Genomic DNA, 23,719 nt, shown 5'->3' with positions numbered 1-23,719 from the left:
ACCTTTATTGGTAGAAAATTGTCTGTGATTCAGCAAAAAGATTATTTTTAGGATCAATTAAAAACAATAAATACTACTTAATCGATGCAAAAGGACCTTACCCTGGCGGAGCAGATTGAAAGGAAAATACTGAAGTATATCTCGGAGAAAGGCTATCAGCTGGGTGATTCGCTGCCTAAGGAGAACGAGTTGGCGGAAATACTGGGCGTGAGCCGGGTAGTATTGCGGGAAGCATTGAGCCGGCTGCGCATCCTGGGCTTTATCGAAACAAAGCGCAAACGGGGCACCGTGCTCACGTCGCCGAATATATTCTATGGGTTCAAGACCATCCTCTCATCCGGCACGCTGGACAAAGACTCGCTGAAAGATCTGTATGAAGTGCGCCTGATGCTGGAAATAGGAATGGCCGATTTCCTGTTCCTGCATAAAGAGGAACGTTACCTTGATGACCTGCAGCGTATCATCGAAGAAGAGAACATGACGGTGGACTCAGAGCAACTAACGAAACTGGATATACGTTTTCACAGCACATTATATAAAATGTCCGGCAACAAATCGTTGTACGCTTTCCAGAACCTGTTGAATACGTTGTTTGCTACTTATGCTCCCCGCCGTAAAGACTGGAAAGTGAAACAGATCATCTCACATGAATCCTTGCTGGAAATCCTCAAATGCGGCACAGCAGACGCTTTCCGTACAGCTATGCGCTTACATCTGAATACCCGGTTTGAAAATATGGGGACGTTGTTCCCGGAGAAAACAGTCAAGGCAGTGATAGAGGAAGAAGAAGGCGAGGAGTAAGGTGTGTGCTGCTACTCGACAAATATTTTTATTAAGTAGTTGCAAAATATGTTGTTATATATTTGGTTGGAATAAATAATTTTCTATCTTTGCACTCCCTTCAGAAAAGGGAATGATTCCGTAGCTCAGTTGGTAGAGCAATACACTTTTAATGTATGGGCCCTGGGTTCGAGTCCCAGCGGGATCACCACCAAGAGTAAAAAGAAATACTCTTATGTAATTAAAGCCTTGTAGAATCTGATTCTACAAGGCTTTTCTGTTTTTTGTCGTAAAGTTTTGTAAAGTTAAATAAGGATAGAAAAGTGAGCGTTGAGGTTAGCAACAGAATGATTAAATTGTGCTAACCGTCACTGGCCTTAAATGCTATACTGTATTGCGTTTGACCAATGTTAAGTGATGTCAGGATAAGTGAAGTTGAAACAATTTTGGTTAACTTAAAACAAGTGTTGTATGACCAGTTTTTCTGTTCTTTTCTGGCTTAATAAAAGCCGCTCTAAAAACAGCAAGCCCGCTATTTATCTACGTCTCAGCGTAGGCGGCAAACGTGCAGAACTTTCCACGTATCAGTATGTAACCCCGTCGTTATGGAATGCCTCCGGCCAATGCGTTAAAGGAAGTTCCGAAGAAGCGCAGGCGATTAACCGCCAGTTGGTAACCCTGAAAGCCAATCTACACAAACATTACAGCCATTTAGTTACATCCGGAGAACCGGTAACCGCTTGTTCTGTTAAAAATTCTTTTGCAGGAATTACGGAACACTCGCGGACATTATGCGAGGTGATTGACTTCCATAACCGCCGGTTTGCAGAGAAGGTGAAAGCCGGGATGAAGTCCGGACGCACGCTGAAACGCTTTGAGATTACGAAAGAGAAGGTTATTGCTTTTCTTAAAGCTCATTTCCATGTTTCAGATAAGCCGCTTTCTGAAATCAGGTTTTCTTTTGCCCCGGATTTTGAATACTTCCTCACGACCGTGCAGGGGATGGGATCTAATACCGCAATGAAGTATGTGAAGATTTTAAAACAGATGCTCAAATTGGCCGTAGATCAGGGTTGGCTAGTCGTTAGCCCACTAAGCGGATTTAAATGCAGCTACGAAGAACCGCAACGGGAGAGGCTTACAATGGATGAAATTATGTCTTTGTATAATAAAGAGCTGATTCCGCGATTGGCAGAGGTGAGAGATATTTATTTATTCTGCTGCTTTACTGGGTATGCTTACACAGATGTACTCCATCTTACCCCGGATAACCTTGTCATTGGTATTGATGGCGAAAGATGGATCATGAAAGACAGGATGAAAACCCACACAGCCGAACGTGTACCACTTTTGCCGATTGCATTGGAGATAATAGACCGATACAAAGAAAGCCTGTATTGCAAGGCATATGGCCGTTTATTGCCCGTTAATAGCAACCAGAGGTATAATGCCTATCTACAAGAAATAGCCGTTCTATGCGGCATTTAAAAGCATTTAACCACACATACCGCCCGGCATACTTTTGCTACCACAGTGACCCTTGAAAATGATGTGCCGATTGAAACGGTGAGCCAGATGTTAGGGCATAAATGTATCCGTACAACGCAGATTTACGCCAAGATCACGCAGCAGAAGGTTAGCAATAATATGCGGGCGTTGCGTGACCGGTTGACTGCTCCTGTAGTGGGATTGCAGCGGACCGTTTAACCTGGTATCGCTGCCGCGGGCTGGTGCCTTATAAACAGATGTTTTTTGCAACAGTGGTTCTCTATTGGGCCGCATCGGAAAAAACATCTGCTCATAAGGCACTTGTTTTTTGTGGGATGCCTATTTTTTCTTTTCACCGGCAGACCGCGATAAACTATATTTACTGGGAGGACAGCCAATTTTAATGGATTGGACCTACAACACAATCAAAATAGGCATATATGAGTTTTATTAGTTATCAAGGTTTATTAAAGAAACTGGGGGACGCAAAACCATCTTACAAGGAGTTGCTTCTGACAGTGGAATGGAGGGCTTTTCGAGAAAGAATTATTGATAGAGATAATATTACTTGCCAGAAATGTAAGATAAAAGCCTACCCTTCAAGTGGTACTGATAGATATTACACCAAAATGGACCCTAACGAATATGAACAATTGCTAAAAGAAAGGACCGAAGAAATTAAGAAGAATCCTTTTATTGATCTTTTACCGGAAATGGAAGGAGGCTTCCACATAAAGAACAATCTTCCGTATCCTGCAAATGAGATAGATGTCGAAATTCATGTACATCATACTTATTATGTTTTAAATAATTTACCGTGGGAATATGATACAGGCTCTCTAATCACTGTATGTTCTGATTGTCATAAAGCAATTCATAAAAATGAGATTATCTATGTTTATCGGGATAAACAACTTTCATCTTCTGTAAAACTTATTTCTTGTACTAAGTGCGAAGGAACTGGATATCTTCCAGCTTACGATTATTTTGAAAACGGAATCTGTTTTGCATGTGGTGGTTCAGGTAGTCTAAATTTGGAGATAAACGGATAGCTCCGCTACCCGTTGCGAAAAATCAGGACACGGTAGCTTCGCTACCTGTCCTGCGAAGATTAAACGGGCGGCGTTGCCACCCGTCTGCGAAGGTTGAACGGTTCTACGCTCCGTTAGCGAGCGGTGTTTTTGCTGCGCAAAAACCGCTCGCCCCTCGCTCCCGATGGTCGCAAGGGGGGAAATGCAGCGAAGATTTAGGGCGAGATCGGAAGACTAGATCATAATATCTAATGAGGCTATCTTTTCTATGCAAATGCGTTCTGTAATCATTTGCAACTGTTTTACCTTCTCAATAAGAATCGCGACTTCGTCCTCCGTTATTTGGTAGTTCCTTTTGTAACGTGCGTCTATGTAAGCCTTCTTTAAGATAGTGAATAAGGCATTTTCTTTACTGTCATTGGTTTGGAAAACACTTGCCAGTTTCTGGTGAGAAATCTTTACATAAGCGTACTAGTCTACCTAAGTTATGTGTACGTGGCCGGTAACCTGTAAGTACTAAAATTGCCGCGCTGTAGGTTCGTTCGGCAGCTTGATGCAACATAAAGGCGGCCATATTAAGATCGTTTTCTTTGAAGTAAAGATCGACTCCTTTTAGAAATTTAACCGCAGTTGTAAACCAATGTTCAAAGTCCTCTTTAGCTATATCATGCCTTTCTCTTGCTGACAATTCTTTAAGTTCGGCAAGTGGGATATTACCACCATCATACAATAAAATACCTTCTCTTTTTATATCAGAAAAGAAATATTGGCCTTCAGAGAGCCGTATATTTACAAAGTCAATGCTATGGACAATAACTGTTACAGGAATACGAAAGTGGCAACGGGCTTCTATTTTATCTTGTAATTCATGTTCATGTCTATCATCCCCCTTTGAAGTAACAACTAAAATATCATAGTCACTTACATATTCATGCAAGGTACCGCCTTCCATATGCTGTTCGTCAACCCATTTGCCCCTTGCATAACTTCCAAAGAGAATAATCTTTTCCGGTGAGACGGATTCCACTATGATTTGAACAATTAGTGCGAGTTGTTCTTGTTTGTCTTTGGGCAAGTGGTCAAGGGTTGTTTTCAAAATGATTAATTTTTGATTTACCTAAAAATAGGCAAATTATGTGAATGTATTAAATTTTAATAATAAAACTTATCGAATAATAATAACTATTCTTTCGTTTTTGTTGGCACTAAAAGCTCCCTGACATCAACATTTAAAACATAGGCTATATCTCTCAATAATTTAATACTAGGCTGGGAATTGTTGTTACAATAGTTAGTAACAACTACATAACTTTTTTCAATCTTGTCCGCTAGCCATGTCTGTGTACGGCCTTGTTCCTTTAAGACTTCCTTTATTCGATTCATGCGCTCACTCTGGGACATAATAAGGTTATAAAGAATTATGATATAAATAAATATTGTTCTGATTTACATTTTATTATACTTTATAAAAGTAAAATTTTAGTTGTTTTTTGAAAATATTGAATATTGATATATTTTTATACTGAATTATGATATAATCATACCTTGATCTAATGGCCTTGGTGCCTGCAAAAACAAGGTATATGCAAAAAGATATTAAATACAAGCTCAGTAAAAAGCTTAAGAAGGAGCTCAAAATATTTCTTGAAGATCATCCCGCAAAACGGGTTAATCGTAATCTACGCGAAGTTTTTATGACCTTCGTGGCTCATTGTTTACATGTTAGTCCCCTTAACATGAAAGATATTATTTGGGATATGACTTGCCTGATGGAATTATTTGATTTGGCAGAAGATGAAACAGTTGATTGGCCGGAACAATGATTGTCGGGGTACAAAAGCATGAGTATAGCCAGTTAGTTTTGGTATTACCCAAACATAGCTGGCAATTTCTTATTTCTTCTTAAATTTCGATTTTAAAAATAGTTATCTATAAAATTTTATTTTTGTTTTTAAATTCTGTTTACCTATGAATTCTGGAATTGACATGAAATATGTACAAGAGAGATATGAGAAAATGTCTAATAATGAGCTAATCTACCTTGTTACTCAGAATGCGGGAGGGCTGACCGCGGAAGCATTGGATATTGCAAAGAATGAAATAAGAAAGCGCGGTTTAAACCCTCGTTTTTCTAAAGCACTAGATGTACAGAATAAGACATATACTATCGAAGAAATCGATTCCTACTGTAACCTGATCAATAATTTGAATTGCCCAATATGTGATAGTGTTTCTGAGAAATTAAACGCTACTTTAACAGCAGAAGTAATGAGTTTTATCATCATTACTCAATATAAAAAGAAAATCCATGTTGGTTGTCCAGATTGTCTAGACGAATTGAACAATTCGGCTTTGAATAAAACGATTGCGTTAGGCTGGTGGGGTTTTCCATGGGGAATAATACGATCGATCCAAGCAATTACCTTGAATATAAAGAGTAAGCGTAGTAATCACATGGATTCCCCAAATCAATTTTTAAGGAGTTTCATCTTATCCAATATTGGGCAATTAGAAGTCCACAAAGGAGATCGAACTAACCTTCGGCACGTGATAGCTAAAGTATTAGAATAGAGCTTCATGCTTATTCCGTTCGCTGAATTTTATTTTAATTTACATATATTTGCTCATCACTACTCCTGACTATATCGGTTATACGTAATCAGGTTAGCGTTATGGTTAGCAAAAGTGCTCACCACTATCAAATACAGATTTTACAAGGCATTGCGAAGATAAAGGTGTTCCCAGCGGGATCACTGGAGAAACTTGAAACCTGCGCGTAGCGTGGGTTTTTTGTTTTTGGTCGGGAGTTTAGTTGAGTTCCTTGTGTATGGTGTAAAATTGTTGAAAGATTTTGTAAACCAATCACTCCAATCTTGTGGTTCTGTAGGTTGTATTTTGAAATACCGCATTTACTCTTCCTTTTGACCTTTATTATATTTTCTTTGGCTATCATTCCACTCGATAAGTGATTTTGCCTTTGGGATATCTGGATCATCTTCACCTGATATTCAGTCAATTCGTTTAAAGATTGATTAATTCCAGGAAAGCTTACAACCCTCTACAAATCGGGTTAACGGATACCGTTGTCTCGATCTTTGAAAAAAGTTGTAGCATATTTTGCAAAGTCTTTTATTTGTAAAAGCTTATCACGTAGGGAATTTATTTTTTGAAAATCTTTAGATTTTGTCAAGACACCAAATGCACAATGTCTGATATTTTCATCTTCCTCTTCGTTTTCAACGGTGTCCATACAATAGTCAATAACATCAGGAAAGTTGCTAAAATTCCAAGTCAAAGCATTGAAACCATATTCTTTAACCATGTCATCTGTTTCCACTTTTAACGCTTGTAAAATTCTATTTTTTATGTCCGTTATATCAAGACTGGTAAGATCTGCAATTTCAAGAATCTTGTAGACGTTCACTTTGATAAGATCATAAACTTCCCTATTTTCAATTAAAGGCAATAAAAAATCCCACTTGTTATTGTCTGAGAGAAAATCAAAGTCAGCGCTGATAATTTCTGCTTTTTCGTCATCGTCAGTCGCCGCTTGGTATTTGTCTATAAGTTGCTCAAATAATGTCATAAATACAGTGTCTATAATTATAAACTAATGCTCGACGATTGTGTCATTTAAATAGTATACAAATATACCTATTGAAGGTTTTTCCCTCGACAAAAGGATACATGACGGATATTTTAATTAAGCCTTTTTTATTAATACTTATGTTGTGTTTTTTAGATTCCCCAAGTCGTCTTTCTTAACTAAATGCAACCAAACAAGTGGTTAAAAGCAAGTTTTAACTTCATGATTAGTTGGCTTTAAGGTCAACCGCAAGGCGTGAAGACTTACGCAATTTATCTAAATGTACTATTTCTGCTAATTTGCGCAAATCGGATATAAAAAGGTTCGAGTTTTGTACCATAGGGATCACTGGAAAGTTTCAAAGCTCGCGCTAGTCGCGGGCTTTGTTGTTTTGGTCTGTTTGTTAGTCTATCAAAGTGCGGATTCGCTGTTCTTGTTTACTGCAGATATCACCTTAAATCTGGGATAACCAACAACCCCACGAGGTTTATGAACATACTTCGACTAAGTGAAAACTTTCAAAATATTTCCTATAAGGAAATAGGTAAGGGCCTTCCTTAAATCTAAATCTTTTTTACTAATCGGAACAACTTGTAAAAATTCATTGCGCGCAAATCAAAAAAACAATCTTCCCTGGCAACGCACAAAAGAGAGGACCATAGTCCCCTCTTATTAAACCTTATAGTACTGCTCCCAGCCTTTCCTTGGTGGAGGACCTATCAGCAATTCATTTGCATGTTTGTTATTAGTAATGATCTTCTTTTCCCGATCGAACTGTAATTTCTCACCTGTCCATTGCGCCAGTACACCAAGACAGAATACCTGACTGAGTGGACCTGCAATGGCGAATGGAGATCGTGTTTGCTCCTCGCCTTTACAAGCCAGCAGGAAGTTCTTAAAGTGGTTAGACGGACTTACCGGTACTACTGGCAGTTTACCCGCCATTTCTTTTGCATTTTCTTCAGGAATGATAGAGAGCGTACTACCATGCGAGCCTCCTTTAAATGTAAGATCCTTACTGTAGATAATCTTACCAGGATTCAGTTTAGAAGGTGCGACAGGACCATTGCTTGGAGCTGGAATATTAGGATCGAGCCCCGATATACCGTATCCGGCAGGAATCGGTGGCAGGTTATCCACTCCATCGTACCAGGTGATATCCAGTGCGGGCATATTTCCTCTTTTAGGGAATTTGAATGCCAGTGTGGAAGACATTGGGTAGAAGAAGTTATTGTGACCCGTGAGCTTGATCGGATCAATTTCGTATGGTAAGCCAAGATCGAGGAACTGGTGGGCTGTATCGATGATATGTGCGCCCCAGTCGCCCAGTGCACCCATACCGAAGTCGAACCAGCAGCGCCACTGGCCGTTTACAAAATCTTTGTTATAGGAGTGCCCCTGCGTTGTCATCTGCCAGATATTCCAGTCGAGGGTAGCAGGTGCCTGCTCTGCTGCCGGGAATGAGGTTATATTTGGGTTCCAGCCATGCCAGCGCCGTGGAGAGTTCATATGGGCGGTAATGGCTGTTACATCTTTGATGATACCGGCTTCTGTCCAGGCTTTAAACTGGAAGTAATTAGCTTCCGAATGTCCCTGGTTGCCCATTTGAGTCACCACTTTCGGATGCTTCCGGGCAGCCTTCATCATCAGTTCCACCTCGTTGAATGTGCGTGCCATTGGCTTTTCTACATATACATGTTTGCCCAGGCCTATTGCCATCATCGTGATCGCGAAATGCGAGAAGTCAGGTACGCCGATGGACACAGCATCAATCTGGTTGTCCATTTTATCAAACATCTGGCGGAAATCCTGGAAACGAGGTACGTTAGGGAACATTTTCATTACCTCCAGGGTATGCGGTGCGCCCATGTCTACGTCGCAGAGTGCTACAATGTTTGCCAACCCTGTCTTGTAGAGCGCCTGGGCGATCTCTCCGCCTCTGTTGCCTATACCAATGAAGGCGAGGTTTACTTTTTCGTTAGGCCCGATTTTACGGGTATATGGCTTCGCTGCGGCCATCAGCAGGCCTGGAGTAGCGGTGGCTAGGGTGGCTAGCGCCGCCTGCTTCAGAAAGCTCCGTCTTGAATTATCGTGATTCATTGCGTGGGTTGTTGATTATTTATTTCAAATGTATAAAAATGAAATTGCAATCGAAATCATAAACAGTAAAAAGCTGAAAATTTTACATGAGTGGTAAAATAATACAAGTGTTGCCCCAAATAAAAAAACCTGCGGTTCCGGGAAATCCAACTGTATTAGATGCTGAGGGCGTGAGAGACTATAATTATCGTTTATCGCCATGAATTTACACTCAAGTGTAGGGTTTTATAAGGAAAAAGTCTGGATTTTTGGCGGAAATCCAGATTATGAACCTATCAAGTGCTGACACTAATGATCTATTGAAAAGAAAAAGCCGTATTCAGGGAATGCTAGCAGGATTCCTGGTACTGTGTATGATAATGATCGTATGTGTGCTGATGATTAAAGAAAAGAAGGTGGTGTATATCGCCCCGATGTTTTCATTGTCGCTGGTCTTTTTCCCTTTATTTCAACAGCTGAAAGCTATTAAAAAAGAGCTGCAATCCCGTGCAGCTGCTTCCGCTAAATAATTTTTTACTATGAATTGCAAGTCATGTAATGCGGCTGTTACTGATAAGTTTTGCGGACACTGCGGCAATCCGATAGCATTGAAGCGAGTGGATAGCCATTATATCATTCATGAGGTGCAGCACGTGCTGCATTTTGAGAAGGGAATATTGTATACGATCAAGGAGCTGTTGATACGCCCCGGAGTAAATATCAGGAGGTTCCTTACAGAAGACAGGAGCCGACTGGTGAAACCGGTCATTTTCCTTGTCATATGTTCGCTGCTGTATACGCTGATTACCCATTTCTTTCATATCGAGAATGACCATTACGTAGACGGGTCCATACGGTACGAAACCTTTGCTGCCCTCACCACATGGATAGAAGGGCATTACGGCTATGCCAATATCATCATGGGCCTTTTTATCGGCGCCTGGTTGAAATTGTTTATGCGCAAAAGCGCGTACAATTATTATGAGGTACTAATCATGTTATGTTTCGTGATTGGTACGGGGATGTTGATATATACGTTGTTTGCACTGGTGCAGGGAATCAGCGGGAAAAATATGAAGCTGGCATCGGAAGTGGTATCGCTGTTATACAGTATGTGGGCCATTGGTCAGATATTGGGTGGGAAGAAGATAAAGGGATATGTTTTGTCACTGGTGGGTTATATATTAGGCATGGGATCGTTCTGGATGGCAGTAGAATTGTTGGCCTGGATAATAGATCGGTTCAATGATTAAGTATTGCGCAGTCACCTTGTTGTCTACCTCCAAACTCCATGAATTTTATCCGGATGAACTTCACGTTTTGCAACCAGACAAGCCGGTTTTGTTGTAAGTCAGCATATTTCAGCTAATTTTCGCAAATCAAACATAAAAAGGTTCGGGTTTTGTATTATAAGGATCACCACAAGATTATCAAAGAAAATTAAAGCCGCTTAAATCGTAGGATTTATGCGGCTTTTCTGCTTTTATCATAGAAAGGTAAACCCATAGGTTAGTTGGCAATAATGATCTTACCTTTTGCCAAACAAAAGCTGCTGAATGAACCTAAAACAGCAGCTTAAAAAAGCCCCCAAAAGTTAGATACTTTTGGGGGCTTAGCAATTGGAGACCCGTTTTATATTCTGATAACAAGACTATTTAATCAGAATCAGTTTTCCATTAATGGTCTGGTGGCCGTTTGATACCCTGTAGATGTAAACACCTTCAGGAAGAGATGTTCCATTTACTTCAGTTTTATACCAAACATTTCCTTTGACCTTCTTGTCAAACAGTGTCAAAATTTTGAATCCCTTTATGTCGTAAAGTTCAACCACAACATGTTCATTTGCATCGTGAGTTCGGAACTCTATTACTGCTTTTCCGTTAAATGGATTAGGATATGCTTTAGCTGCCATTTTATCTGAATTGACAGATAGTGGCGCGTCGCTTATCCAGGCTCCCTGTTTAGCAGTCTGATTTGTTGTATCTGGCGTAGCCTGCTTATCTGAATTGACAGATATTGGCGCATCGCTTATCCAGGTTTTCTGTTTTGCCGTCTGGTTTGTTGTATCTGGCGTAGCTCGCCTGGTTGTCATATAATGTGAGGTTATATACTTACTGGCGGTTGTGTTGCATCCGGCTGCATTGGTAACGGTAACGGTGTATATGCCGCCCTGTGTGACGTTAATACAACTTGTTGTTGCACCCGTGTTCCAGAGATATTTTGTGCAACCTAAAGGTGCGCAAAGCGGAATTGATTTTCCCGGCTCGCAAGAGACTGGACCGGTAATGATACAGTCAGATGGCACAAAAACAGTAACTGTTACACTGCAGGTACTGGTGCAACCTGCTGCATTGGTAGTGGTAACAGTATACGTTCCTGGGGTGCTTACATTAATACAGCTTGTTGTTGCTCCCGTACTCCAGAGATATTTTATACAACCTGCTGGTGCACAAAGTTTAGTGGTTTGACCCTGGCAAATTGTAGTATTACCGGTGATGGAACACATTGTCGGTGCAACAGTAACTGTTGTACTGCAGGTACTGGTGCAACCTGCTGCATTGGTGGTAGTAACAGTATATGTTCCTGGGGTGCTTACCGTAATGCAACTTGTTGTTGCTCCCGTACTCCAGAGATATTTTATACAACCTTCCGGTGCACAAAGTTTAGTTGTTTGACCCTGGCAAATTGAAGTGTTGCCGGTGATGGAACACATTGTCGGTGCAACAGTAACTGTTATACTGCAGGTACTGGTACAGCCTGCTGCATTGGTAACAGTAACGGTATACGTGCCTGGGGTGCTTACCGTAATGCAACTTGTTGTTGCTCCCGTACTCCAGAGATATTTTGTACAACCTGCCGGTGCACAAAGTTTAGTTGTTTGACCCTGGCAAATTGAAGTGTTGCCGGTGATGGAACACGCTATCGGTACAACAGTAACTGTTATACTGCAGGTACTGGTGCAACCTGCTGCATTGGTTATAGTAACAGTATATGTTCCTGGCGTGCTTACAGTAATGCAACTTGTTGTAGCTCCTGTACTCCAGAGATATTTTGTACAACCTGCCGGTGCACAAAGTTTAGTTGTTTGACCCTGGCAAATTGAAGTATTGCCGTAGATGTGACAAACTATAGGTGCACTAACAGTTACAGTTTTGCTGCAGGTGCTTACACATCCGCCCGCATTGGTAACAGTAACAGTATATGTTCCTGGTGTGCTAACTGTGATGCAATTTGTGGTGGCACCTGTGCTCCATAAATAAGAGGTGGCACCTGCGGGTACACACAGTTGTGTTGATTGGCCCTGGCAAATTGAACCACTGCCGGTGATCGTACATTCTGGTGTTGTGCTTGTGGTTACAGTTTTGCTGCAGGTGCTTACACATCCGCCTGCATTGGTAACAGTAACAGTATATGTTCCTGGTGTGCTAACCGTGATGCAATTTGTGGTGGCACCTGTGCTCCATAAATATGAGGTGGCGCCTGCGGGTACACACAGTTGTGTTGATTGACCCTGGCAAATTGTACCACTGCCGGTGATCGTACATACTGGCGTTGTGCCTACGGTTACAGTTTTTCTGCAGGTGCTTACACATCCGCCTACATCTGTAACAGCAACTACATATGTTCCTTGGCTGTTAACGGTGATACAATTTGTGGTGGCACCTGTGTTCCATGAATAAGAGGCTGCACCTGCTGGTACACACAGTTGTGTTGACTGGCCCCCGCAGATGGTATCACTACCGGTGATCAGACAACCTGGTGTTTGACTCACAGTGATTGTTTTACTACATGTGCTGGTACATCCGGCTGCATTGGTAACAGTAACGGTATATGTTCCTGCTGCGTTAACCGTGATACAATTTGTGGTGGCGCCTGTGCTCCATAAATAAGAAGCAGCGCCTGCGGGTACACAAAGTTGTGTTGACGAACCCGGGCAAATAGCACTATTGCCGGTGATCGTACATACTGGCAATGTGCTTGTGGTTACAGTTTTGCTGCAGGTGCTTACACATCCGCCTGCATTGGTAACAGTAACTGTATATGTTCCCGGTGTACTAACCGTGATACAATTTGTAGTGGCACCTGTGCTCCATAAATATGAAGTAGCGCCTGCAGGTACACACAGTTGTGTTGATTGACCCTCGCAAATTGTACCACTGCCGGTGATCGTACATTCTGGTGTCGTGCTTGTGATTACAGTTTTGCTGCAGGTGCTTACACATCCGCCTGCATCTGTAACAGTAACAGTATATGTTCCTGGCGTACTAACCGTGATGCAATTTGTGGTGGCACCTGTGCTCCATAAATATGAGATTGCACCTGCTGGCACACACAGTTGTGTTGACTGGCCCCCGCAGATAGTTCCACTACCGGTGATCAGACAACCTGGTGTTTGACTTACAGTGATTGTTTTACTACATGTGCTGGTACATCCGGCTGCATTGGTAACAGCAACAGTATATGTTCCTGCTGCGTTAACCGTGATACAATTTGTGGTGGCACCTGTGCTCCATAAATAAGAAGCAGCGCCTGCGGGTGCACAAAGTTGTGTTGACGCACCCGGGCAAATAGCACTATTGCCTTCGATCGTACATACTGGCAATGTGCTTGCGGTTACAGTTTTGCTGCAGGTGCTTACACATCCGCCTGCATTGGTAACAGTAACAGTATATGTTCCTGGTGTGTTAACCGTGATACAATTTGTGGTGGCACCTGTGCTCCATAAATAAGAAGTTGCACCTGCCGGCACACACAGTTGTGTTGATTGACCCGGGCAAATTGTACCACTGCCGGTGATCGTACATACTGGTGCCGTGCTTGTGGTTACAGTTTTGCTGCAAGTGCTTAGACATCCGGCGGCACTGGTAACAGCAACTATATATGTTCCTGCTGCGTTAACAGTGATACAATTTGTGGTGTCGCCTGTGTTCCATGAATAAGAAGCAGCGCCTGCGGGTGCACAAAGTTGTGTTGACGTACCCGGGCAAATAGCACTACTACCCGCGATCGTACATACAGGCAATGGGTTTACGGTAACTATAATATGATTAGAGATTACAGAGCCACATGCAGTCGTATTTGTTACAGAATAATCACCGGCCTGGGTAACCGTAATTGTTGGAGTTGTTGCTCCTGTACTCCATGTGCCGCCAACATTTCCTGAAAGGGTAACACTACCCCCGGCGCAAAATGTTGTTGGCCCACCTGCTGTAATTACCGATGCAGTAGGTTGAGCACTTATGTTAACTATATTATTATGTAAAGAGATTGCTCCTGCTGTTGAAAGAGCGCGGCCGTTCAATTGTGCACCATCCAGTAAATTGATCGCTCCATTTACCAGGAGTGTTCCCTGGAAAAGGGAGTTATTACCTAAATCAACCTCGCCATTTACCTGCCAGTAAACATTGCATATTGAAGCTGAATTCGTCAATATAATTCTGGAATTAACAGTGGTAGCCAAAGCCCCGTTTATTTTAAAAATAAACAGGGAATTGGGATTACCCTGTCCGTCTAAAATAAGATCTCCATTAACGGTAGACGCTGCTCCCAGGCAATAAACATTTGGAAGAAGTGTTTGTCCGCCTCCCATCGTTGTTGAAATTACACTGCCGCAGGTTATCGTACTCATCTCGCCATAGGCAAGATTCACATCCGTAGCAGCCTGTGCTGAGGCTGGATCTGCTATATGACGTTGGCCCACCAATACTCCGGGGGGAAATGCGCTAAACGCACCTACATTAGTCCCCACATCACCTGTTACAGTTGTTGAAGCACCAATATTACTGAACGCCCCCGTCGCTGTAAATAATGCAAAGCTGGCAGTGGAACGCAAGTTAGGGGGAGATTGCGCCAAAATGGTAAAGGGCAATAAAAATAGTAACAATGCGCATAATGCGCCGGGGAGTAGCTTTTTTCTCATTTTTAACATTTTTTAAAAGTGGGGCAATCGTTAAAATTAGACAGCCTGGAGAAAGCAATCGTTACTGGGGTTAGAATTAAAATGTTGTATAATTAAGCCAGTCTGGATAATATATTGTTCAATAGTAATGTTACCGGGGCTAGAATTAAAATGTTGTATAATTAAACCAGTCTGGATAATGTATTGTTCAATAGTAATTCCATTTATTTATGAAAAAGGATTGGGAATATATTGATGATAGCATAAAATAGTAATGTTTACGTAGTTTACGACATGATGAAATCAGAGGGTGTAAATCGGACGGTATCCTAACAATGAAAAATCCGTAAGAAATTGGCCGCCTATCTTAAAAAGAAGTTGGGTGCTCAAAGGGAGGGAGGAGGAATATTGGGGTTGAGCCTTAGTGGGGTGGGAAAGATTTGGTGGTCGTATAAGCACTGGGGACAACGTGCGATATCAGAAAAGAAACGTGATGTTCGGGTGGTAAGAAAATAAACGATGTACAATCGGCAGAAATAAGGAGATTGATTAAGGATGAGCTACCTGATCAAGATCGGTTTGTGCGCCTGCAAATCCCGCTGCTGATAATTTTTCTTTAATCTCTCCATATAAAGCAGATATTTTATAGAAGGTGCGTGATGAAAGGTCGAACTTTCAAACTGAAACAAACAGATGATCAATACACTTATTCAAACAGAGGCAGATTATATTTATTCTTTCCTGAGGATTATTGCGGGGATCATCATATTTCCCTATGGCATGCAAAAGCTTTTTGGTTGGTTTGATGATCTGGGAGGCGGTGTTGGTATTAAAGAAACCCTGATTCGTATGAAATCCAGGAATATTCCTGTAGTAGTTACCTGGTTAGTGGAAGTGTAAAAGTTGGTGAGCAAGTCATCAGTGCTGAACAGGCTGGCTGGATGCAGGCTTTATCGAAGCTTTCCGCCTGCTTTCACTTTGCAGGACCGCTGGATAATATCCCCTAAACCGATAGCTCGTGTTTGAAAGGGAAGGACATTATTTTACAGGTTCTTAACGAAAGAATAATATTGGTTAAATAAACCGCAGCCAGGTTGAAAAGAAGTGATCACGGCAGCCGTGTTCAGACAACGCTGTCTTTCGAAGATTGGTATCTGAAGTAGAAAAATAATTACTTTGCGGTAATTTTATGAGCGTCAGACGTACAACTGAAATAGGTGATACTGAACTTTTTATTGGTGTTCAACGCTCCGATATGGAGGCATTCAGTTTGTTGTACCATCAATACTGGCATCCGTTATTCAGTTTTGCCAATAAATTACTCCGGTCTTATGACGATGCGCAGGATATCGTGCAAACAGTATTCCTTTCCATATGGGAAAGGCGCGATGCCATTGTCATCCAACAATCCATTGAAAGTTATCTTCACCAGGCGGTACGGTTTCAATCACTCAAAAAACTGGAATCAATTTTAAGTTCCCCGGAACAAATTGACCGGATTCAGGAAGAACTGTTACCAGCCTTTAATGATATTCTGCACCGTTTGCAGGAACAAGATTTGGTTAAACAGCTGGAAAAGGAGATATCCGGTCTTCCTCCCCGTACACGGGAAATATTTCTGTTAAGCAGACAATACAAACTAAGTATTGCGGAAATAGCCCTGAAGTTGGGCATTTCAGAACAAACCGTTAAGAATCAACTGCATATTGCGCTAAAGGCGCTGCGACATAGCATCGCCGTAATGCTGATCATTGATTTGGTAACAATTCCTTAACCTGATTTTACCGGTACTACCCATTCTCTTTCAGAACATACTAATAGAGAATCATCTATTATGCATCTGCAGAGGTTAAAAAAAATTGTCGGCAATTATTTGTCCGGGCAGTCTTCAACAGAAGAAAAGGTCATTATCGAACAATGGTTTAAGGACGCCAGGGCGGCGGCTGATGAGGAAGTGGACCTGGGGCAATACGATGAAAGAAAAGCGCTTGTTTTCGGTAATATTAAAACCGTCATTGAGACCAATTCTATCAGGAAGACCGGTGGTTCACCCAGGTCCAAACTGCGCTATCTGCGGTGGGTTGCGGCAGCGTGCATACTCAGCGTTGTATTCCTGGCATACAGGTTCAGAAATGAACTAAGCGATATGATCGCTCCCCCGATGATGTATACCATTGTAACTGACCAGTACCAGATTAAAGAAGTTATATTACCCGATAGTTCGGTGGTTGTGTTGAATGTTAACAGCCGGCTTCGTTATCCCCGGGAATTCAATAGTAGCAGGAATGTAACGCTCAGCGGAGAAGCTTTTTTTGACATCAGAAAGAATCCGGATACCAGGTTTACCGTGAATGCCTCGCATCTGCGGGTTGATGTATTGGGAACATCGTTTGTCATATCGGATGCAGGTACCACTGAAACTGCCCGGGTAGGGGTTAAAACGGGGCGTGTACAGGTGAACATCCCCGACGAAGAGCAGGCGCGGCCTTCCATATTGTTACCACGCCAGCAATTTTCCTACACAGTGGGGAAGGAAGCGGGAAAAATAGAAGACAATGCCGCAATCAATACGGATTGGACTGCACAGTTGCTGGTATTCCGAAATACGCCTTTAGCGGAAGTATTCTCAGCTATAGCGGAAAGCCTGCATGTAAAGATCGTTTCCAATAATCATGAAATTAACAAACGGACTTTTACCGGCTCTTTCCTGAAAGAGGATGATATCACCGAAGTCCTAAAAATTCTTTCCCTCTCGTACGGATTGGAAATAAAACAAACCGGCGACCTGATTGAGGTAAACTAATTCCGATACATACAAAAAACGAATATTTTTTAAGTCATGATTAATGATGGAGGGAAACTTATGTCCATAACTAAACAAAAAAAAATGAAAAACGGGTCTATTCATCATGTTTACCGGATACTATTGAAAAGGAAGTGTTTTTTTCTGTCATCCCTGTTCCTGCTGTATGCAATTTTTGGTTTTTCACAGGATGGCATCAAAACCATAAAGTACAATATTTCATTTTCAGATAATTCCCTGGTGGAATGTATAGATGCGCTGCAAAAACAAAGCGGCGTGCGGATTTTTTACGATGCGGCTGAAGTAAATAAAGTAAAAAAACGTTATGCCAAAAGCTTTAACCAGGCTACGTTAAAGGTAATTACCGACTATTTGCTGGATGACACTCCATTGACCTATGACATCATGGACGATAAAAAAATAGTCATCCGGAGGCGGGCGCAAATGACGGACGCCTACCCACAAAACAAAACAGCCCTTTCCGATGAATTGTTTACCCTCAAAGGGCGGGTAGTGGATTTTGAAACTTCGGCGCCATTGCCAGGGGCTTCCGTTAAGCTGACCGGTGCTTCCCGGTCAGTCGCCAGTGACAGCAAAGGTTATTATGCTATCAGCGACGTAAAAGCCGGCGAATATACCCTGGAGGTAACCTACATCGGTTATTCCGCTTTTACAGAACCGGTCACGCTACATAACAGCCTTATTTTCGATGTACGCATGCTGGCGGGCGGCGGAGCATTGGGTGAAATTGTGGTAAGCGCTGCAGGAAGGAAAGTACACAATGTCACCCATGCCACAGACAGGAACGTGCTGGAGAGCATCAAAAGCGCCCAATCGGTGGTTTCGGGTATATCTTCCCAGCAGATCGCAATGAGCGCCGACCGTAACGTGGCTGAAGTGGTGAAGAGGATTTCCGGCGTTACGATCAAGGACGACAAATTTGTCATCATCCGTGGGATGAATGAGCGCTATAATCTAACTTATCTCAATGGCAATATCGCGCCCAGTACGGAGTTGTATTCCCGCGCCTTTTCACTGGACCTGCTTCCCAGCAGGATCATTGACAGGATCATGGTATACAAATCCCCTGCGCCTGACCTGATGGGTGACATGACGGGCGGCGCTGTAAAGATCTTTACCAAAGATGCGAAAGCGGTAAAACATTTTGATGTGGAGCTGCAGATGGGCTACCGGTCAGCTACCACCTTTAACGGCCAATTCATGACCTACCAGGGAAGCAACACTGATTTCCTCGGCTTTGACAACGGTGTGCGGAAGTTACCTTCCGTGGTGCCGGGTTATGGCGATTTTACAAGAGCTGGTATTTCTCAGAAAGATTACGTACAAAACTTCAGTCCTTATTTGCAATATGGTTATAAAACAGCATTACCCATGATGCAATTGACGGCCAACTATTATAATACGTTTAAAATTAGCGGTAAAAGCCTGGGGATGTTGAGTTCACTGAGCTATAAAACCGAAAGTCAGCAATTGAACATAGACCGTGCAGGCAGCTTTTGGGGCAGCGATGGTAATGGCAGGCGGACACATGAAACCGCCCGGGAATCGCAAAGCCTGGAAACCGTGCAACTGAATCTGTTACAGAACTTTACTTACAAGCTTCGGGACAGCAGCCGGTTGTTTTTTAAAAACTACCTGTTGCAACAAGGGCAGAGCACTACCGTCGTGCGTACCACCCGGAGCAACCAGTACGTAGTGGGGGATTCCACTACGGACCTTTCCCATCTTACAGGAATAAACTGGAAGGAACTCGTTTACGGCTATAACCCCTATGAGCGCAATATTATTTTAGGCTATACGCAACGGTTTTTATATGCCGGCAACCTGGGTGGAGAACATTACTTTACGAAGGGTAAACAACAACTGGAATGGAACCTGGGTTACACTTTCAGCCGTCAGCAGATACCTGACCAACGTGTGATCCGTTTTAACCAGAACCGGCAGGACGGAGGAGGGGTCCAGGGACTGGGGCAAACGCAGGACCTTGGCTGGGTGGCATCTTATCGGTACATAAAAGGACCTGATGACATCGAAAACAGGAACAATAACCTGGAGCGGGGGATGATATCCCGTACATGGTCGCGGAATAACGAACATGTCTATAACGGCGCTATTGACTATACCAATAAACTAACTTCCTGGATTACGCTTAAAGCAGGTACCTACCAGCAATGGAAGTCAAGAGTTTTGTTCCGCAGGGCATATACTGTTAATGAGGGGGACCTTAATTCTGCCGGCTACCCGGAAAATGAGAACGCCAACATTGGAAGCAATGGCCGATACATGGACTTCAATAAGGTGTTTTTTACAGAGCAGGACCTGGGCAAAGTCTGGAGCAACGACTATTTAAGGGACGATGGCAGCGCGCTCAAAGTATTTGACCGTACCAGTGGGAATGATGCCTATACCGCTACCGAACAACTCAACGCAGGGTATGCTGCTCTCAGCCTGCTGCCTTTTCAGGGTAAACTGGATATCTACGGCGGCCTTCGGCTGGAGTATGACCGCCAGAAAGTAGCCGGCGCTATACCCGGTTCTATCCCCGGCAGCATCAATCATCCGGTGCTGGTAGACAATAAAACCACCAACTACCTGCCTTCCGTTAATATCAGCTACCACCCATCCCGGCAATTCGTGGTACGCGCAGCTTATGGGAAAACGGTGAACCGGCCTGAGTTCCGGGAGTTGTCACCCTATCGGGAACTGGACCAGTTAAACAATCAGACAGTAGGGGGAAATCATCTCCTGAAACCTGCCAACGCTACCAACTATGATACGCGGATAGAGTGGTATCCCAAAAACAACGATAAGGCCGAAACCTTCAGTGTCGGTTTTTTTTATAAAGCACTAACCAATCCCATTGAGAGAATGATCACACGGGACCTTTTTTTTGGAGGCCCTGCCAGCATTAGTTTTGGTAATGCGGATAAAGCAACTATAAAAGGGCTGGAAATTGACCTACGTAAAAACCTTGGGTTTATACCGCTACCCTTTTTCAGAAATCTCTCCTTCATCGGTAATCTCAGTATCATTAAAAGTGAAGTGACTAAGCGCCTGGATACGTTGGTGCTCAAAAATCCGGACCCTGCTGTCAATCCGCATTATACCCGCCAGTTACAAGGACAGGCGCCCTATGCGGTGAACCTGGGCCTGTATTATGACAACGCTGGTACAGGGACAAAATTGGCGCTTTCCTGGAATAAAGTAGGGCCACGCATTTATGCGGCAGCCAACGGGGCGCCTTTCAGCGTAAAATACCAGGGCACGGTACCCGTGGTGATACAGGGTAATCAGGGAAGCCTTATTGAGCTGGAACGTGAGATGTTGGACCTGGCATTGACCCAGCGTATCATTAAAAGCCTGCAGGTAAAATTCAGTGCGCAGAACATCCTTAATCAGCCGCTCAGGATAGCAGAAGATGAAAACTTTACCTATAAATATGAAAAGGCTTTTATTAAACGAACAGGCGATGCGTATCAAAGTGATACCAACGGTGATATGATTAGCAGCGAATATAAAGCGGGGGCCCATTTTATTTTATCGATGACCTATTCCTTTTAACATTCAATTCCATTCAGATGAAATATAACATCATACATCAGTTGACAGTCCTGCTGTTGGGCAGTTGCCTATTTAGCTCCTGTTATAAGGCTGATAATTTTAAAAACACGCTGGACGCACTGCCGCAGGTGAGTTACCAAACAGGGTATAGCTATCGTACCAGCTATACCGTTGGTGATACCATGAAGATCACCGGCAGGCTGCAGCCCAACAATGGTCTTAAGATACGGATCGGTAATGAAGATGCTGTTATTGTAGCGGCTGATAGCCTTCATTTCAGGCCTTTTACCGGAGATACTGCTACGATTTTCATGGATTGGGTGAAGGTGTTGATAACCGGTAACATGGGCTCCGGCGCTGAGATACCGGTAACCATTACTTCCGGGGGGCGTACCATCAACGCCGCCAGCATTAATATCTTTGGCCAATATGGAGAGGGTAGTTTTAAGAAAAGCCTGGCACTTACAGCACATGCTGACATCACCAGTCCTTACAATATATTCCTGAACTGTATCAACGGAAAAGGAGATCTGTACTTTTATGAATATACTACCGGCAACCTGCAACACGTCAGAAAAGACGGTACCATTGAGACGCTGTTGACCCGGGAACAACTAACCGGAGGCGTTTATAATATTCAAACATTTATTGCCGGCGGTGTCAATCCGCAGGGTACCAAAGCCTGGATATCTGCACAGGCAGATACCACCTACGCCTTTGTGGAGCTCGACCTGGGGACTAAAAAAATTAAGGTGTTAAATCATACTAAAACCTACACCGCCCCTTACACAGGCGGAATCGGGCAGGTGAACGTGAAAGTTAAAGCTGTTTATCCTGATAGCAAAGGAAATGTTTTTCTTGTAACACCCGGAATGCAGTGGGGACAGGAGAAGGATTATAGTGCTGTTGCGAAATATAACGTTACAGATGGTATGATCAGCTATCAATTCCGGACAGCCGTGTCACCGGAGGGTTTGCCCGGGGTAGATATCACCGATCCCGATAACCCCTCTGTACTGAAGTTACCCCTTATATTGCCCGATGAATCCGTGATGTATCTGCCGGGTAGTAACAAGTTGACCGTATACGATCTGCAAAGTAGGGTAGTGATCAAAACCCTGAAAATACAGGCAGAGGCATGGGGTGTTTTGCCCAATAGTTATACTGGTAGCTTTAATGGCATTAAAATTAACTTCAATAGTTACATAGGGAATAATAGCACTCCGGAAACCGGCTTCGGCTTTTTACCCAGGCCAGGGCAAAAATTAATCTTCCTGCTATACCAATACCTGGATGGAAGGACACTAGGCATGGGGAATAATAATATAGCCCCGTTGGTGGGAGGCCCTAAATGGATGGCCTTTGATTTTGCTGAAAGCCGCACTTATCAATATGCACCGCAGGCAGATTTGTCAAACTTTGTTTTTGAACCATTTAATGCTCCTGGTAAGCCGGCAAGTATATTCTCTGATCAATTGCTGAATTATGATGAGGAAGGACATTTGTATGCCACTGCCAATGGACGTAAAAAAATAATAAGGACCATCTTAAAATAAAGTCATGAGAATGCGTTTATATAAACTCGTTTTATGCTGTGTTATGACAGGGATATTCGCCTGTAATAAAGACGTACAGCCGGCGATACCGGAAAAAGGGGACATCAGCAAAATAAATTTTTATTCCTCTTCTGATGTACTGGCGTTATATAATATGGGAGGCATCGGGTTGTTTATTGATTCACCGGTAAGCAAAAGAAGTGCATTCACGCCTTTTTTAAACCTGAGCTCCAAACCGCAGAAAATGGAATACCCTATGGTGTACAGTTCGATGCGCGGTATTGTCTATACGAGTATCCGCGCTGGTATGCATCAATTTCGGTTTAGCTATATGGTGCCGGATACTACTATCACGATGGAAGGTATAACGCCCTGCAGGATGCTGATGGATACTGCCTTTTCGGCCGACCGCGGGGTGGAAACGCTTCTTTGGCTGGCGGATAAACCGCTCGCCGCAGAAAACCAGGAACCGGCTTTTCAGCTGCTCAGCATACGACTGAACGAAACCGTCAAAATAGACACCAATACAGTTGCACTTTATATCCTGCACCAGGCTGCGGACGCAGGGCGCCTGCGTTGCAGCAGGGTGCTGCCGGACGGCAGACTGAGCACAGATCAGCTGCCTCAAAAGCTGCCTTACGGACAAGCCACGGATGTGATCCTGTTTAACATCAAAGAAGCATCAAATGGTCTTTTAGGATTACGCTTCTACGATACAGTTACGGGAGAGGAACTGGTGAATACTGCTATCCCGGCTAATGGTGGACATGGCTATGTGCTCGCTGTGCAGGGTTTTAGAAACGAACACCAGTTTAAGATACCGGTAAGCGTGAACGAAGATAAAACGGTTAACTACAGTACAAAAAGCCTGACCGCCAATTTACGCAGCAGCCTAAGGCAGCTATGGTAATGAAG

Annotated in this window: 18 protein-coding genes, 1 tRNA gene and 1 pseudogene; 15 read left to right on the top strand and 5 right to left on the bottom strand. The window is 43.1% G+C overall.

Annotated features, from left to right (window positions below; genetic code table 11):
• Window positions 1-84 precede the first annotated feature (84 nt).
• From HHL17_RS20690 to HHL17_RS20670, 5 genes and pseudogenes are all read left to right on the top strand, one after another.
• Complete coding sequence (locus tag HHL17_RS20690) at window positions 85-801, top strand: FadR/GntR family transcriptional regulator (protein ID WP_169226690.1); 717 nt, start codon at window positions 85-87, stop codon at window positions 799-801.
• 114 nt (window positions 802-915) lie between these two features.
• Window positions 916-991: transfer RNA gene (locus HHL17_RS20685), tRNA-Lys, on the top strand.
• A gap of 260 nt (window positions 992-1,251) precedes the next feature.
• The gene (locus tag HHL17_RS20680; protein WP_169226689.1) at window positions 1,252-2,268 is read left to right on the top strand and encodes a site-specific integrase; all 1,017 of its coding nucleotides are present in this window, start codon (window positions 1,252-1,254) and stop codon (window positions 2,266-2,268) included.
• A gap of 15 nt (window positions 2,269-2,283) precedes the next feature.
• Window positions 2,284-2,487: pseudogene (locus HHL17_RS20675) on the top strand (tyrosine-type recombinase/integrase); the annotation flags it as partial.
• A gap of 221 nt (window positions 2,488-2,708) precedes the next feature.
• Window positions 2,709-3,320, top strand: coding sequence for a hypothetical protein (locus HHL17_RS20670; protein ID WP_169226688.1), 612 nt, complete (start codon window positions 2,709-2,711; stop codon window positions 3,318-3,320).
• A 394-nt stretch (window positions 3,321-3,714) separates the two neighbouring features.
• On the opposite strand, the gene HHL17_RS20665 is transcribed toward HHL17_RS20670, so the two are convergent.
• Window positions 3,715-4,395 (bottom strand): HEPN domain-containing protein, encoded by a 681-nt coding sequence (locus HHL17_RS20665; RefSeq protein ID WP_169226687.1) that lies wholly within the window; start codon window positions 4,393-4,395, stop codon window positions 3,715-3,717.
• 86 nt (window positions 4,396-4,481) lie between these two features.
• A complete protein-coding gene (locus tag HHL17_RS20660) occupies window positions 4,482-4,682 on the bottom strand; it encodes a helix-turn-helix transcriptional regulator (protein WP_169227222.1) in 201 nt (66 codons plus the stop codon).
• Window positions 4,683-4,882: 200 nt separating this feature from the next.
• Here HHL17_RS20660 and HHL17_RS20655 point away from each other — a divergent pair, with 200 nt between their 5' ends.
• Both HHL17_RS20655 and HHL17_RS20650 read left to right on the top strand, forming a co-directional pair.
• On the top strand, window positions 4,883-5,122 hold the full coding sequence (locus HHL17_RS20655; protein ID WP_169226686.1) for a hypothetical protein: 240 nt from the start codon (window positions 4,883-4,885) through the stop codon (window positions 5,120-5,122).
• A 145-nt stretch (window positions 5,123-5,267) separates the two neighbouring features.
• Complete coding sequence (locus HHL17_RS20650; RefSeq protein ID WP_169226685.1) at window positions 5,268-5,870, top strand: hypothetical protein; 603 nt, start codon at window positions 5,268-5,270, stop codon at window positions 5,868-5,870.
• A 499-nt stretch (window positions 5,871-6,369) separates the two neighbouring features.
• On the opposite strand, the gene HHL17_RS20645 is transcribed toward HHL17_RS20650, so the two are convergent.
• Together HHL17_RS20645 and HHL17_RS20640 are read right to left on the bottom strand one after the other, a co-directional pair.
• Window positions 6,370-6,885 (bottom strand): hypothetical protein, encoded by a 516-nt coding sequence (locus HHL17_RS20645; protein ID WP_169226684.1) that lies wholly within the window; start codon window positions 6,883-6,885, stop codon window positions 6,370-6,372.
• A gap of 672 nt (window positions 6,886-7,557) precedes the next feature.
• A complete protein-coding gene (locus HHL17_RS20640; RefSeq protein WP_169226683.1) occupies window positions 7,558-8,985 on the bottom strand; it encodes a Gfo/Idh/MocA family protein in 1,428 nt (475 codons plus the stop codon).
• A 326-nt stretch (window positions 8,986-9,311) separates the two neighbouring features.
• Here HHL17_RS20640 and HHL17_RS20635 point away from each other — a divergent pair, with 326 nt between their 5' ends.
• Window positions 9,312-9,494, top strand: coding sequence for a hypothetical protein (locus HHL17_RS20635; protein ID WP_169226682.1), 183 nt, complete (start codon window positions 9,312-9,314; stop codon window positions 9,492-9,494).
• 9 nt (window positions 9,495-9,503) lie between these two features.
• Complete coding sequence (locus HHL17_RS20630; protein WP_169226681.1) at window positions 9,504-10,217, top strand: DUF3667 domain-containing protein; 714 nt, start codon at window positions 9,504-9,506, stop codon at window positions 10,215-10,217.
• A gap of 398 nt (window positions 10,218-10,615) precedes the next feature.
• On the opposite strand, the gene HHL17_RS20625 is transcribed toward HHL17_RS20630, so the two are convergent.
• Window positions 10,616-14,884 (bottom strand): ice-binding family protein, encoded by a 4,269-nt coding sequence (locus tag HHL17_RS20625; RefSeq protein ID WP_169226680.1) that lies wholly within the window; start codon window positions 14,882-14,884, stop codon window positions 10,616-10,618.
• A gap of 672 nt (window positions 14,885-15,556) precedes the next feature.
• Between HHL17_RS20625 and HHL17_RS20620 the strand changes: the two genes are divergently transcribed.
• From HHL17_RS20620 to HHL17_RS20595, 6 genes are all read left to right on the top strand, one after another.
• Window positions 15,557-15,763, top strand: coding sequence for a hypothetical protein (locus tag HHL17_RS20620; RefSeq protein WP_169226679.1), 207 nt, complete (start codon window positions 15,557-15,559; stop codon window positions 15,761-15,763).
• 289 nt (window positions 15,764-16,052) lie between these two features.
• The gene (locus HHL17_RS20615) at window positions 16,053-16,637 is read left to right on the top strand and encodes an RNA polymerase sigma factor (RefSeq protein WP_169226678.1); all 585 of its coding nucleotides are present in this window, start codon (window positions 16,053-16,055) and stop codon (window positions 16,635-16,637) included.
• A 60-nt stretch (window positions 16,638-16,697) separates the two neighbouring features.
• The gene (locus tag HHL17_RS20610; protein ID WP_169226677.1) at window positions 16,698-17,666 is read left to right on the top strand and encodes a FecR family protein; all 969 of its coding nucleotides are present in this window, start codon (window positions 16,698-16,700) and stop codon (window positions 17,664-17,666) included.
• An 84-nt stretch (window positions 17,667-17,750) separates the two neighbouring features.
• Window positions 17,751-21,248 (top strand): TonB-dependent receptor, encoded by a 3,498-nt coding sequence (locus tag HHL17_RS20605; RefSeq protein ID WP_169226676.1) that lies wholly within the window; start codon window positions 17,751-17,753, stop codon window positions 21,246-21,248.
• A 17-nt stretch (window positions 21,249-21,265) separates the two neighbouring features.
• Window positions 21,266-22,804, top strand: coding sequence for a hypothetical protein (locus HHL17_RS20600; protein ID WP_169226675.1), 1,539 nt, complete (start codon window positions 21,266-21,268; stop codon window positions 22,802-22,804).
• Between the two features lie 43 nt (window positions 22,805-22,847).
• Window positions 22,848-23,714 carry a hypothetical protein gene (locus HHL17_RS20595; protein WP_169226674.1) on the top strand — a complete coding sequence of 289 codons (867 nt, stop codon included), beginning with the start codon at window positions 22,848-22,850 and terminating at the stop codon, window positions 23,712-23,714.
• Window positions 23,715-23,719: the final 5 nt, after the last annotated feature.

Origin of the sequence: Chitinophaga fulva (assembly GCF_012927205.1) — a bacterium.
Taxonomy (GTDB): Bacteria; Bacteroidota; Bacteroidia; order Chitinophagales; family Chitinophagaceae; genus Chitinophaga; species Chitinophaga fulva.
The sequence above is the reverse complement of the archived record's forward strand: the minus strand, read 5'-3'. Positions and strand labels throughout refer to the sequence as shown.